The 12,670-nt window shown below is 35.0% G+C and carries 16 protein-coding genes; 11 read left to right on the top strand and 5 right to left on the bottom strand.

Going from position 1 to position 12,670, the window contains the following annotated elements; all coding sequences use genetic code 11:
* Window positions 1-83: 83 nt before the first annotated feature.
* Window positions 84-224, top strand: a complete 141-nt coding sequence (locus UFO1_RS25445; RefSeq protein WP_173406219.1) for a hypothetical protein — start codon at window positions 84-86, stop codon at window positions 222-224.
* A 127-nt stretch (window positions 225-351) separates the two neighbouring features.
* Here the strand turns inward: UFO1_RS25445 and UFO1_RS24475 are convergent, their stop codons facing one another.
* Window positions 352-603 carry a hypothetical protein gene (locus UFO1_RS24475; RefSeq protein WP_071842013.1) on the bottom strand — a complete coding sequence of 84 codons (252 nt, stop codon included), beginning with the start codon at window positions 601-603 and terminating at the stop codon, window positions 352-354.
* A gap of 752 nt (window positions 604-1,355) precedes the next feature.
* Here UFO1_RS24475 and UFO1_RS25220 point away from each other — a divergent pair.
* The 3 genes from UFO1_RS25220 (at window position 1,356) to UFO1_RS11700 (ending at window position 3,453) form a co-directional block, all read left to right on the top strand.
* Window positions 1,356-1,517, top strand: coding sequence for a hypothetical protein (locus UFO1_RS25220; protein ID WP_158442806.1), 162 nt, complete (start codon window positions 1,356-1,358; stop codon window positions 1,515-1,517).
* A gap of 465 nt (window positions 1,518-1,982) precedes the next feature.
* Window positions 1,983-2,543, top strand: a complete 561-nt coding sequence (locus UFO1_RS11705; protein WP_038670946.1) for a hypothetical protein — start codon at window positions 1,983-1,985, stop codon at window positions 2,541-2,543.
* A gap of 289 nt (window positions 2,544-2,832) precedes the next feature.
* The gene (locus tag UFO1_RS11700) at window positions 2,833-3,453 is read left to right on the top strand and encodes a superoxide dismutase (protein WP_038670945.1); all 621 of its coding nucleotides are present in this window, start codon (window positions 2,833-2,835) and stop codon (window positions 3,451-3,453) included.
* 167 nt (window positions 3,454-3,620) lie between these two features.
* Here UFO1_RS11700 and UFO1_RS25215 read toward each other — a convergent pair whose 3' ends face one another.
* Entirely contained in the window at window positions 3,621-3,773 is a 153-nt protein-coding gene (locus UFO1_RS25215) for a hypothetical protein (protein ID WP_158442805.1), read from the bottom strand.
* A gap of 1,367 nt (window positions 3,774-5,140) precedes the next feature.
* Here UFO1_RS25215 and UFO1_RS24080 point away from each other — a divergent pair.
* Window positions 5,141-5,758, top strand: a complete 618-nt coding sequence (locus UFO1_RS24080; protein ID WP_051788916.1) for a tetratricopeptide repeat protein — start codon at window positions 5,141-5,143, stop codon at window positions 5,756-5,758.
* A gap of 294 nt (window positions 5,759-6,052) precedes the next feature.
* Here UFO1_RS24080 and UFO1_RS11690 read toward each other — a convergent pair whose 3' ends face one another.
* On the bottom strand, window positions 6,053-6,562 hold the full coding sequence (locus UFO1_RS11690) for a hypothetical protein (protein ID WP_038670944.1): 510 nt from the start codon (window positions 6,560-6,562) through the stop codon (window positions 6,053-6,055).
* Between the two features lie 322 nt (window positions 6,563-6,884).
* The gene (locus tag UFO1_RS11685; RefSeq protein ID WP_051788915.1) at window positions 6,885-7,337 is read right to left on the bottom strand and encodes a CBO0543 family protein; all 453 of its coding nucleotides are present in this window, start codon (window positions 7,335-7,337) and stop codon (window positions 6,885-6,887) included.
* 213 nt (window positions 7,338-7,550) lie between these two features.
* Here UFO1_RS11685 and UFO1_RS11680 point away from each other — a divergent pair, with 213 nt between their 5' ends.
* The 4 genes from UFO1_RS11680 to UFO1_RS11665 are packed head-to-tail and all read left to right on the top strand — an operon-like array spanning window position 7,551 to window position 10,525.
* Window positions 7,551-7,976 (top strand): VOC family protein, encoded by a 426-nt coding sequence (locus UFO1_RS11680; protein ID WP_038670943.1) that lies wholly within the window; start codon window positions 7,551-7,553, stop codon window positions 7,974-7,976.
* Window positions 7,977-8,032: 56 nt separating this feature from the next.
* Complete coding sequence (locus UFO1_RS11675) at window positions 8,033-8,947, top strand: PEP phosphonomutase (RefSeq protein WP_038670942.1); 915 nt, start codon at window positions 8,033-8,035, stop codon at window positions 8,945-8,947.
* Between the two features lie 25 nt (window positions 8,948-8,972).
* A complete protein-coding gene (locus UFO1_RS11670; protein ID WP_038670941.1) occupies window positions 8,973-9,326 on the top strand; it encodes an arsenate reductase family protein in 354 nt (117 codons plus the stop codon).
* 20 nt (window positions 9,327-9,346) lie between these two features.
* Window positions 9,347-10,525 (top strand): iron-containing alcohol dehydrogenase, encoded by a 1,179-nt coding sequence (locus UFO1_RS11665; protein ID WP_038670940.1) that lies wholly within the window; start codon window positions 9,347-9,349, stop codon window positions 10,523-10,525.
* Between the two features lie 169 nt (window positions 10,526-10,694).
* Here UFO1_RS11665 and UFO1_RS11660 read toward each other — a convergent pair whose 3' ends face one another.
* On the bottom strand, window positions 10,695-10,940 hold the full coding sequence (locus UFO1_RS11660; RefSeq protein ID WP_038670939.1) for a hypothetical protein: 246 nt from the start codon (window positions 10,938-10,940) through the stop codon (window positions 10,695-10,697).
* Window positions 10,941-11,202: 262 nt separating this feature from the next.
* Between UFO1_RS11660 and UFO1_RS11655 the strand changes: the two genes are divergently transcribed.
* Entirely contained in the window at window positions 11,203-11,475 is a 273-nt protein-coding gene (locus UFO1_RS11655; protein WP_038670937.1) for a hypothetical protein, read from the top strand.
* 587 nt (window positions 11,476-12,062) lie between these two features.
* The gene (locus UFO1_RS25210) at window positions 12,063-12,236 is read left to right on the top strand and encodes a hypothetical protein (RefSeq protein ID WP_158442803.1); all 174 of its coding nucleotides are present in this window, start codon (window positions 12,063-12,065) and stop codon (window positions 12,234-12,236) included.
* Window positions 12,237-12,670 lie beyond the last annotated feature (434 nt).

The following is a 12,670-nucleotide window of genomic DNA, read 5'->3' as shown; positions in this document are numbered from 1 at the left end:
TGTCGAATAGATAAATTGCATATTATAAAATATAGCACAATTAATCCCTCATATTCATAAGATAATCCAAAGGGGTTGATAGTATGAAAACAACAAAACCACCAAGAAAATTCAATGATGCATCCAAAAATGGAGAAAAGGGGAAAACACATGCGTCTTGGCCTAAGACAAAAATAGGTGAATCATCTACAGCCAAATTTGATCCTAAATTACCAAAGAAATAAGTTATAGACGGTACCTTTCGGTGCCGTCTTATTTGTATTCTAATAGCAGGTTCTTCTAGTTTATATAATTGTATAGAGCATAAAAAGAAAAAGCTCGAAAGCTTTTTCTAAAAATAAAGGATTAATGCTAGCGCGGCCAGCATCCTTGTACGGGCCAGCAACCTTGTCTTGGCCAGCAAGACTGTCTAGGCCAACAAAATTCTCTAGGCCAACAGAACTCTCTAGGCCAACAAAATCGTCTAGGGAAACAAAAGCGACGAGGAAAACAACCAAAACCGAAACCTACGCCTACGATTAACTGCCGCTCATCTTCTGACCTAAATTCTGAATTATCATCCCAATCTTCAATATCGGGGCCATCCCATTTACGGTGGTCCATATAGTAGTTTCACCTCCTAATGAATGGAAGTATAAGTAACCTTTATACATAATATGATCAATAATAAGTAAGAGTGATTAGATATTAGAAAGGTTGGCAAAAAAAGATAGCCCTCCTAATGAGAGCCATAAGAATGGGAGAGATATGTTTAACGACATGGGAAGTCGTTAAAAAGAGTATGTCCGATTCATAGGGATTATATGCGGTTAAGTGTGAGGGCGTGTAAATAAATATAAAATGACAAAAAAGTATTTATCTTAAAATTAAAACAATAGTAAGTAATTGGTGAAATTAACAAGATAGTAACAAACTTATTAATTATTTTATAGTATAATTAACCTAATAGCAGATGTTGCTAAAGATTAATACAAACAAAGAGGTGATGGATTTGTTGGTTCACACGCAATGTGGATGTACCGTTAACCTTAGCGATAAAGGTAAAGGAAAATGCTCTGGTTGTGGTAAAAAAATTAAAATAAGGATATCGAATAAATAGATGAGCCGTCTATCTTTGGGTAGGGGCTTTTTTATTTTAAACAGATATTAGTATATATAATGTAAATGTTCAGCAGTAACATAAACTTAACGGCTATAAATAAAGTAGCCTCCTTGCAGTAGCAATTTGATAACGAGTAGGGCGGGCCGACACGGAAGAGATCACTCTGAGCATGACAGGGAACATAGTATCTAATTGGTACTTTTATTGTAAAATTACATAATATATAGTAAGCGACATAGGAGGTGCAAAAATAATGTATCGTAACTGTGATGGTTGGGGCCCATTTATTGGTACTAGTTTCCATCCTAGTTTCGATCCTGGGTTCGGAGGTTTTGGGCATGCCTTAGGTGGTTTTGGGCATAGTTTTGGAAATTTTCATCTTAGTTTTTGTCTTAAATTAGGCGATCAAAGTTAAATTAACGCCAAGTGTGCAATCGTAGTATAATATTTATCCTACAGCCTTGATAATTCCGCTTCCATACTTGGTACTGGAGTAGGTATAAGGATTGGAGAATATTCAACATCTCTATACAGAAAAAATGGAAAATGTAGTTAGTACCCCATATAGTTATCTTATGGGGTATCTGCTTTGCACTATAATAAGGGAAATTATATTAATAGGAGCAAAGACAACGATATAAAAACCTAAGGCATTATAGATTAGGACAAGTATCCGATATTTTTTATTCATAGGGAATGAGAATTGTTAGTTTACTGGGGCTTTTTGTTGTCATTATTTTGTCATATATTAAGATTATAATTAAATTTGAAAATAGGGTGAAAATGAATTTACCATTTTAAAATGGAGTAATTACATAATAAGTTGTTAATTTTCGTAATTGCTATTATTCGCTTAGAAAAACATGTAGGGGGAGCAAAGATGAAAAAGTTAGTATTATTTACAATGATATTCGTTCTAGCAATATCGTCAATTGGAATATGTGCGGTGCCAGATCCGAACTCAGGAATCGGAGATATTCAAATAGGTTATAATTATTATGACCTAAAAAAGACGTCTGGTGGTATTGAACAAGGGAAAACTGGATTTAACGAATTCTATGGTAGCGTCGGCTTAGGGTTAGGGTACGGAGCTTTTGTAAGCCATGCCCAGACCGATAAAACATCCTATACGGATTTTGGTCTTAAAACCACGGTATTACTACCGAATGTAGCCTTGATGGTTGGCCAACGACGAATGGCGACGGATAATGCTGCAAGTGACAATAATCTGTTCTACGGTGCATCGATTAAACAAAGCCTTGCTTCTGGTTTTGCTGTGTATGGGACTTATCAGAAAGGCTCGCATTTTAGAGATGAAGTCATCGGTATTACCTATGCTATGGATAAAAACAGTCAAATGAATCTCAGTTGGAAGAACTACGATGATAATAACGGTGCAACATTCAAAGGGATTGGTGGAGGCGTTAATTTCAAATTCTAAATTTCATATAACGTATATCTATAAAAAGCATTGTTTACTTAAAGTGAACCTCGAAAATGGAAAATGAAAGTAATGACCTCCTATGGTAGGATAAAACTACTGTTAGGGGGTCATTACTACGTCTAGATATTTTCACAAGGCAGCATATTGGTAAATGTGGATATAAAGTGTACCTATAAGAATATTTGATAATTATTATTTATTAATTAATCGTACTAAAACATGTTGAATATTTCTTAATAAAGGAGTATGATATGAATATAACAGATAATTAAAGGAGGTTTCTAAGATGAAACAGGTAGAATTAAAATATGGGTTTGAGGCTTTGGAGCCTCATATTGATGAACTTACCATGAGAACTCACTATACTAAACATCACGCGACTTATACCAATAATTTAAATATGGCGTTGGAGAAGGTGTTAGAACTCTCCAATAAGACAATCGAGGAAATCTTGGCAGACCTGCCGGCTATTTCCGATACTGTACTTCGAACTGCCATCCAAAATAATGGGGGCGGGTACTATAATCACAATCTCTATTTTTCAGTTATTTCACCTGAAGGCGGCGGAGAACCGACAGGCGTTTTGGCAAAACAAATCGAGAAAGATTTCGGAAGTTTCGCTAGTTTTAAGGAAAAAATCAAATCTGCAGCTCTTGCCCGATTTGGCTCAGGATGGGCGTGGCTTTCGACCGATCCTGCAGGAAATCTTGCAGTAAGCTCAACACCGAACCAGGATAATCCACTTATGCAAATAGAAGGTAAATGGTGCCCTGTCCTCGCAATTGACGTATGGGAGCATGCTTATTACCTAAAATACAAAAACCTGCGTGCTGATTATATCGAAGGTTTCTTTCAAATAATTGATTGGAAAGAAGTAGCTAGACGATATGAAGGGGCGATTACATAATGAGTTTAATACAAAATTGAGTTAATAGAGTAATAAAACTCCTGCCAATAAAAATTTGGCAGGAGTTTTGCAATTTGTGGATGTAAGTCCTTATATATATCTTTGATGTAGATTATTTAATAAAAAAACCGCCCTATATTTTAGAGGACGGTAAATTAAAATTTTCATTAACGTAGATCATTGTTATTTTCAAACGTTTGGTTTAAATCTTTATCCGATATATCTTTATTTTCTTCCAAATCAGCAACATCAAGCATTTGGGTAATCAACTCAGCATCGGAAACACTAGAAAACATTCCGGAAATAAGTGCTTTTTTCAAAGTGATCACCTCCTGCTGATAGTTTAACCAATATGAAAATTTTTAATAAGGTTTGAAGGTATTAAATATAGTTAAGTTAAAAATGAGTGGCTGTTCTAAAAGAACAGCCAACTTTATCAACTAAGGCTTTAAAATTTCGTCTTTGTTTTAACTTTATGGTCACTTGTTGTTTTGGAAGTGTTTTTGCGATCACCGTAAGTGATTTTTATAGAATTAGCGACAACCTTTTTTCTTTGAAGTTTATCCACAAGAATCCCTCCCAATATTATTTTATCTATTATACGTTATCGATTAATTGTGGGTGTATTTAGAATCTCATTATTAGCTAATTATCAATCTCATTACATGATATGTAATATAGCGAGTAAAAGTGATCTATTATAAATGTAAAGTGTGAGTGAGTGGAAACATTGAAATGGATTAGAAAAATTAATCCGACAGAAGAAAAAAGAAAATTGCTGAGCGAAAAAGGTAAGTTGGTGTAAAGCATACATAATTTGCTGCTACCAGTGATATAAGTAATAGTGAGTAGCATATTTACTATCCGGATTGTCGGTATTTGCGATAAGTTAATAATTTACTTTAATCCCGAGTTATGGTAATTTAGAGTTGTAACCCTTATAAGATTATCTCTGAAATATATATTAGGAGGTGAGTTCATGGGGGAGTAGATTATGATAGGATACAAAATATATTAACAACAATTGCGACCCTCTTGGGAATACTAACAATGTGTATTGACTTTTATGCGAAAATAAAAAGCAAGAGAAAATCTACAATAAGACGTAGGACCCATATTTAGATACCAAGACTTTTGTGCTCTTTTTAAATAAAAGACATAAGTAAATTGTTTAGCTCAAATACTTTAAAAAATTAGACTATCATTAAGCTAATGTGCATATTATAATGTTGGAGGTGCAGCTATGATTTTTTATCTAACATTACTAAATACAGTTTTAATAGGGGTAAATAATCTAGTAACTTCTTGGTACATAAGTATACCAAATATAGTTGTTTCAATTCTTGTTATTACATTGGCTACCAAGAATTTATATAATAGGTACGTTAGTGATTAAATATGAAGATATGATCTGTGCAAAATATTCTAAGTAGAAAACATTATAAAGTATCGAATTTTAAAAGAGTACTAGCATTTATAAGAAGTTAATAAAATTGTTAAAGTTCAACACTCTTTATTAAGCATCCTTAGGGGTGCTTTTTATTATTTATTAATGTAAAATATTAACTGCGATAATTCTGTATCGGTAGCTAATTAGAGGGAGAGAATTTCTTATAATTAAAGAGGTATTTTCAATATGTTATATAATATAATTTACATGTAGTGGAATATAAAGGAGGATTTTAACTTGAAAAAAAGCCTGTTAATTATCATATGTGTTTTTATGTTAAGTAGCATGTCCGTAGTTTTTGCTTCAGAGACACAACCTATTGTAAATCCTATTGACCAAACGATAACTAGTAGTACGAACATTATAACTAATAATCCCAATGATGCCATAGCTTACTGTAAACGGGGAAATGCATACCGGGCAAAAGGTCAATATGATTTAGCGCTTAATGACCTTAATAAGGCATTAGAAATTAATCCTAAGTATGCATTTGCCTATTTTAATCGGGCATTTTTGTATGAAAAAATGGACAATATTGGTTTAGCTATTGAAGATTATAGCAAAGCAATAGAATCTGATCCCGCTTATGCATTTGCCTACAATAATCGTGGAAACCTTTATAACCAAAAAAAACAATATGATTTGGGGCTTAATGATCTACGTAAGGCAATAGAAATTAATCCTAATTATACCTTAGCATATTTCAATTTAGGCTTGGCATATGAAAACAGAACATTATATCAGGATGCTATTAATACATATCGTAAGCTTATCCAAAGTGCAACGTTGCCTCAAGATAAAGATTTGGTGGACTCAGCCCAGAATCGTATTCGAGGATTAGGTGGAACTTTATAAAAGGTAAGGCAATTGGATAAAAAAGCACTCTCAGAAAGAGTGCTTTTTTATCTGAAGCGAGGTTATCTATTTATTTTGTCCGTATTTACCTCAAAAGTCAATTTTTTTACATTTATTTGGTAATCTAGACGAAGGTTAACTCATTAGAGTTTCTGAAGAGCTATAGCCGATGCATTACAAAGTGGTATTAGCTAAAGAATTTAGAACATAAAAACTCCTATTGACATACGCGTCAATAGGAGCGGCGAAATCGTGGTAGCTGGAGAACTAAACACGAAGCACCTTTGCTCTCATTTAGTTGAAATTAACAATCAATTTATTATGGACATTCTTTATTTTAACGCCATCACTAAATAGAATAGGTTCATTAGTTTGATTCGCTATCTGACAAAAAATATTTTTAGCTGCGATTATCGGAAAATGCACATCGATTTTATTTTTGCCACGTATTACACCTAAGAGTATGATTTGATCATTTTGAATAGAAAATACTAACTGGCCAAGTTGTTCTTTTTTATTTGATAGTTTCACATCGTGCAAAAGGGAGATTATGCATAAAACAATTCCACAAATAACTTCATCTTTAAAAGTAGATAATTTATGCAACACCATAATTTCATTAATATCTTGGAGTATTTCATCAAACGAGTAAACGGGTTCAATAGTTAGTGTTACTTTATCTTTTGCTGATTTATCTAACTTTGCCTTTGCATCAAGTATATATGTATTAATAAATCCTCTATATCTTTCTCTCTGAACGATAAAATCACCAAGTTCAACAGTAGGGGTATCTTTTTTCGCCAATTTCTTGATTATAGTAAAAAAAGAATAAATATCTTTTTCATCAAAGGCATTTTGTTCTATCTTATGATGAAGAGATTTTAATATCTGCAGCTCCTTAGTATCCGTAATAACACTTCCTTTCTCAATTAATAGAATATTCGGTAAAAAAGAATGGAAACCTCTATTTATTTCAAAAAAAATCCCCTCCCATAAAGACTATGAGAGGGGTAGAATGTCCAAGTACAGAGGATGCAACTGAACAAGAGTTTGTCCAGTTAATCTGGGAACTATGATCGGCAATGCATTGTCTATGTTTACTCTTCAATTGTAAATGAATTCTAAATTAGAATGATTTGCTCTTTTTAATTAATTGATTCATCAGCCATCGGAGAAATATGGCAACAAGAAAATATCCGACAAAAGAATAAATATGTGTCCATTTGGATGGGTGGTAAATATCTAACCACATAAGAATAGGCTCAAAGACAAAGGCGAACACAAAAGCAACGATGACATGAGCGATGGCAAATGACCTCCATGTCCGGAAGTACTGATAAACAAGCATATACGTAATCGGCAATATAGACACATCATATACGATAAGGACATCCGATAAAGGGACTAGATCGTATTTATAATCCCAGATATCCAATTCTACACCAATTGCATCTAGTAGGCCGGTAAATAAAGCTACTAATAATCCGTAAGTCGTAATTTCAAAGAAATTTTTACGGTCGACGATTTTCCACCACACAATATAGGGGATAACACTGACCCAGAATAAGAAGAATAGCATTAATTGATATATTCTTCTTCTAACAGTTGATGGATATACATAAGGAAAAACAACAAGATGCAGCTATATTAACTTGGGCAGGGAAAAAGTCCTTTGACACTTACACATAATATACTCAGTAAGCAGGATACAGATGAATATACCTCGAAGATGATAATTAAAGTGATAGTCAACATTTACATTTTTAAAAATATTTAAAAGAAGGTGATTGTTGTGCGAAATAAATTAACATTGGTTACTTTAGGCGTAAAGGATTTAGATACTGCTACTAGGTTTTATCGGGACGGTTTGGGATGGAAGTCTTCAAGTGCAAGTCAGGATAATATCGTCTTCTTTGATTTAGGAGGCGTTGGCTTATCGCTATATCCTAAACAACTACTTGCAGAAGATGCAAATGTAAGTTCAGAAGGAACAGGCTTTTCAGGTATTACTTTAGCGCATAATGCTAAAAGTATTGAAGAAGTAGATAAAGTTCTCTATAAGGCTGAACAAGCAGGAGCAAAAATTATCAAAAAAGCCCAAAAAGTATTTTGGGGAGGTTATAGCGGCTATTTTGCTGACCCAGACGGTTATTTATGGGAAGTTGCTTGGAATCCTTTTTTAAGTTTTGATGAAAATAATGCTTTGATCTTTCCCTGATCCCATTGGAAAAGTTAGACTATTTTAAAATTAGAATACAATAAGGAGGAAGATGGATGAGTGAACGTATATTAGATTTACGTCCAGAAAAACTACTGAAGCTACAAGGTAATGCTTTGGTAGAAAGTATTAGGACGGCGGAAGGTCGTACCATCTTGAGTGAAATGGTTTGTCCGATGATGTCAATGCTCTATGATGTTAGCAATCCTGAATTGGCGGCTGGCCTTGGTGCTGATATTGTGCTTTTAAATCTATATGATGTATATAAACCAGATGTTTTTGGTATTACCCCACTACAGGGTGAAAGTGTGATTGAAGCGGTAAAACGCTTGAGTGGTCGGGTCGTTGGCGTGAATCTTGAGCCGGTTGCAAGTGATCCCGTGTTTATGGGTGAAAAAGAAGAGTTGCCATTAGGGCGCAGGGCGACTCGGGAAAATGCTCGTCTGGCATATGAGCAAGGTGCCCAACTCATTACTATTACAGGTAATCCCAAAGTAGGTGTTGATAATCAAACCATTCAACATGCAATTGCCGAAATTCGTAGTGAGTTAGGCAATGATATTGTTATTATCGCAGGGAAAATGCATGCTTCTGGGATTAAGAGCGAAGCTGCAGAAAATATTATAACTGAGCAGACTGTAGAAAAATTCTTAACTGCTGGAGCTGATATTATTCTGGTGCCAGCCCCCGGGACTGTACCAGGAATTACAGTTGAGTTTATTAAGCGAATTTGTGAATATGTACATCAACATGGAGCTTTGGTGATGACTACGATCGGTACTTCCCAAGAAGGGGCAGATACCCAGACAATTAAAAGCATTGCACTAAACTGCAAAATGGCTGGAACTGATATTCACCATATTGGTGATGCTGGATATGCTGGTTTTGCTATTCCGGAGAATATTTTAGCCTATTCTATTGCGATTCGTGGCAGACGCCATACTTTTCGGCGCATGGCAATGCGCATATAAAATGTCAGACAAGTGAGGAAATTACATGAGATATCAGTTTGTTTATTACCCCAAATGCACCACCTGTCAAAAGGCAAAGAAATGGCTGAATGATAATGGAGTTACTTATGAGGAGAGGAATATCAAGGATGAAAATCCGTCTGTGGTGGAATTAGAGGAGTGGCAGAAGAAAAGCGACCTTCCGGTTAAAAAATTTTTTAATACCAGCGGACTTTTATACAAATCAATGCAACTAAAAGACAAGCTACCGAAGATGTGCGATACAGAGATGTTCGCCATGCTTGCAACCAATGGAATGCTGGTCAAACGGCCTATATTAGTTGCTGGCAATCGAGTATTGGTAGGATTTAAGGAAGATGAATGGAAGCAAATTAAATAGGAAATAGGAGTGTGTTAGTAATGAAAAATTTTGAATATTATACCCCTACTAAAGTGGTTTTCGGTAAGGATGCGGAAGCACAGACTGGAAGCCTTATTCAAGCCCAGAATTGTAAAAAGGTGTTAGTTAATTTCGGAGGCAGTAGTGCGAAGCAGTCCGGCTTGTTGGACAAAGTATTTGATTCTCTCACAAATGCAGAGATCGAATATGTTACTTTGGGTGGTGTGGTACCTAACCCTAGACTTTCTAAGGTGTATGAAGGTATAGATCTGTGCAAAAAAGAGAACGTTGACTTCATTCTAGCTGTAGGTGGCGGTAGCGTTATTGATTCTGCAAAAGCCATCGGCTACGGTATGGTAAATGACTGTGATGTATGGGATTTGTACGAAGGCAAAGCTAAGGCAACCGGATGCCTGCCAGTCGGTGTCATCCTGACTATTGCAGCAGCGGGTAGTGAGATGAGTAGTTCCTCTGTTATCACCAAGGAAGAAGGATGGCTGAAGAGAGGCTGTAATACTGACTATTCACGATGCAAATTTGCTATTATGAATCCGGAGCTGACATATACGTTACCACAGTATCAGACGGAGAGTGGCTGTACTGATATTCTAATGCATACTATGGAGCGTTATTTCACTACGGAAAGAAGCATGGAAGTGACAGATAGTATCAGCGAAGGTTTGATGAGGACCGTGATCCATAACGCAAAAATACTGATGCATAAACCCCAATGTTATGATGCACGTGCAGAAATAATGTGGGCTGGAAGCCTTTCACACAATGGATTGACAGGGTGCGGTTCTGTTGGTGACTGGTCGTGCCATCAGTTGGAACATGAGTTGGGCGGCATGTTCGATGTAGCTCACGGTGCGGGCCTGTCGGCGGTGTGGGGAAGTTGGGCACGGTATGTATACAAGACTGATGTAATGCGCTTTGTACAGTTTGCGGTGAATGTGTTGGGGGTGTCCAATGATTTCAAAGATCCTGAAAAAACCGCTCTGGAAGGTATCAAAGCCATGGAGAATTTTTATCGATTTATCGGTATGCCCACTTCTATTAGGGAATTGGGTGTTGAATTAACGGACGAGCAGATTCACGAGTTGGCTTACAAGTGTAGCTTTAAAAAAACAAGAACCATCGGCAATTTCCAAATTCTAAATATGGAGGATATAGAAAAAATTTATATCATGGCGAGATAATCACAAATAACAATTGAGTAGGAGGCTAATTATTCATTGATTCCTCATTTCCTGTAGGTTGGTTTACATCCCTTTTGCAGAGGCGATGCCAAAAACTAAAAGGATGTTATTTTTATCTCTAAACGAGACGATAGAAGCTAAAAAAAGGTTGCTACTATGCAACCTTTTTTTAGCTTCTATTAATTATTTTTCTTATAACTTCTGTCACTCGCATATAATCATCGTTTCCAACAGGATAAGACGGAGGCCTACGGTCTGCTATCTTACCGTCATAAACCATTTGAACTTTAACTACCCTATGGTTTTCTCCGCCCCAAGTTTCAAGACCTATAGAAACTCTATATTGGGTATTAGGAGGATGGGGTGGACTAGCTGGTACCATAGCGGCTGCTTCAGGGAAAAATACTTTTGCCATATGCTCACACTCTTTTCTTATTGGTAAAATTCCTTTAGTATACCTTTAGTATACCTTTGGAATTTGAGTTAAGCAAGTTAAATTCCATATTATAAGCATCAGACGTGAAAAGCGTATAAGGTTAATATCTTTGTAAGATGGGTAACCTATTTTCTTGTTTTTAGAATTAGCTATATTGCTTTGTGTACACTGGAATTATTTGCTGCTTTTCGCTTATTACTAATCGTTATATACTAAAAATAAAATTAATGAGGTTTAAACAGTGAAAAAACAAGCAGCATGGCTAATTTTAACAATGATTCTAGCTTCAAACATAGTAATAGATTGTAACAAAGACGTTGCTTTTTCAAATTCCAAAACTCAGGAGAATGCTAATTGGTCTGAGTCTGTTGGTTCTAGCAGTATTAATAACGTTCAGGAATTTAATACCCCAATATATAAGACCGTACATAATATAATGACCTTTCTTGAAAAAAGAAACTTGGATGTTATATCGCAAGATGGACGTTTCATATTATTTTACAAGGTAAAATGATCGCCACCTTAACAAGGTTGCACTTTTCTCAAATAAATCAATATTTCAATTAGAGAAAATTTGATTTTTAATTAAGTAATATGATCACTGTTTTTATGCCTAGTGCCACTTTTAACACCCTATCAAATTGGTAAGCCAAGTACCGTCTACTTTTAGTTAGATGGTGCTTATTTTATTTTAAAGCGATAATAAATGATGGTTATTACTGAAGTACCAACTTAATTTTTAAAAAATAACTCTTCAATATCTCGATTTACACCTTCTAATACAGCCACTAGAAACATATCCTTCTACAAGGCCATGATCCGTGAGGCATTGTTTTACTGATGATAAAACTAACCTTCGAGAGCAAAGGTCTACTTCAATTGATGGTATTTGGTAGCACTGATAGTGCCCTAGCGGAGTAGGTGCATCTTGTTTTCCAATACAAGCTATTCTTTATTAGCTTGTATTGGAAAACAATAAGAATCACAGAAGGTGGTAAAAAACATCCTATTTATTATTGCATTTTTGTTTAATTAGGAAGAAGGAATTTTCATTTTAATATTGAAGTAATAATAATTAGTACTAAATAAGGAGTATTTGTTATGTTGAAACAAGAAGAAACAAAACAGCTTGTGAAAAAATATTTTTCTGAGGCTAGTGATGAACAAGTAGAGAGACTTCTAGAAGAGTTAACTAGGGATATTGAAATTACTATCCATGCTAGAATAAGAGAATTAGTTAATTGCGAGAGAATTAAAAAACTATCAAATGCTTGATTAAAGATGCAAAGAGGTGTTTTTTTGTGGATAATATAAAAGAAATAAAAAAAGAAAATGAATGGCGCAATCATCCCATTGTCATTTTCGTTGGAATACTAGTATTGTACACTGCAAGTAACTCGATTATTGCACTATTTAATTTGTAATTACTCAAAGTGTTGTCATTAATTTTGCCACCTTAGTTCTAATGATTTCCAGCGGATTGTAAGGTATTTACTATTATCACTAATAGATAATGGCAATTTGCTGGTTTCCTTTGTGGGATAGTACAATAATTCGCAAAATAAAGAAGCCACGAATATACGTAGCTTCTTTATTTTGCAAGCAGGTTTATGGGGTTAGTTGCATTAGTAGTATGTGAAAAAAGAAATATACCAAGCAAGGTTTAATAATTTAAAAATAGCATTCTGAAATAAGCCAGCTACAGCCTC

The sequence above is a fragment of the Pelosinus sp. UFO1 genome (assembly GCF_000725345.1).
Classification (GTDB): domain Bacteria; phylum Bacillota; class Negativicutes; order DSM-13327; family DSM-13327; genus Pelosinus.
The sequence above is the reverse complement of the archived record's forward strand: the minus strand, read 5'-3'. Positions and strand labels throughout refer to the sequence as shown.

Bases quoted from the DNA above. Each gene is read 5' to 3' on its own strand.
- UFO1_RS25445 (WP_173406219.1), top strand. From the start codon at position 84: ATGAAAACAACAAAACCACCAAGAAAATTCAATGATGCATCCAAAAAT.
- UFO1_RS24475 (WP_071842013.1), bottom strand. From the start codon at position 603: ATGGACCACCGTAAATGGGATGGCCCCGATATTGAAGATTGGGATGAT.
- UFO1_RS25220 (WP_158442806.1), top strand. From the start codon at position 1,356: ATGTATCGTAACTGTGATGGTTGGGGCCCATTTATTGGTACTAGTTTC.
- UFO1_RS11705 (WP_038670946.1), top strand. From the start codon at position 1,983: ATGAAAAAGTTAGTATTATTTACAATGATATTCGTTCTAGCAATATCG.
- UFO1_RS11700 (WP_038670945.1), top strand. From the start codon at position 2,833: ATGAAACAGGTAGAATTAAAATATGGGTTTGAGGCTTTGGAGCCTCAT.
- UFO1_RS11685 (WP_051788915.1), bottom strand. From the start codon at position 7,337: ATGCTATTCTTCTTATTCTGGGTCAGTGTTATCCCCTATATTGTGTGG.
- UFO1_RS11675 (WP_038670942.1), top strand. From the start codon at position 8,033: ATGAGTGAACGTATATTAGATTTACGTCCAGAAAAACTACTGAAGCTA.
- UFO1_RS11670 (WP_038670941.1), top strand. From the start codon at position 8,973: ATGAGATATCAGTTTGTTTATTACCCCAAATGCACCACCTGTCAAAAG.
- UFO1_RS11665 (WP_038670940.1), top strand. From the start codon at position 9,347: ATGAAAAATTTTGAATATTATACCCCTACTAAAGTGGTTTTCGGTAAG.
- UFO1_RS11660 (WP_038670939.1), bottom strand. From the start codon at position 10,940: ATGGCAAAAGTATTTTTCCCTGAAGCAGCCGCTATGGTACCAGCTAGT.
- UFO1_RS25210 (WP_158442803.1), top strand. From the start codon at position 12,063: ATGTTGAAACAAGAAGAAACAAAACAGCTTGTGAAAAAATATTTTTCT.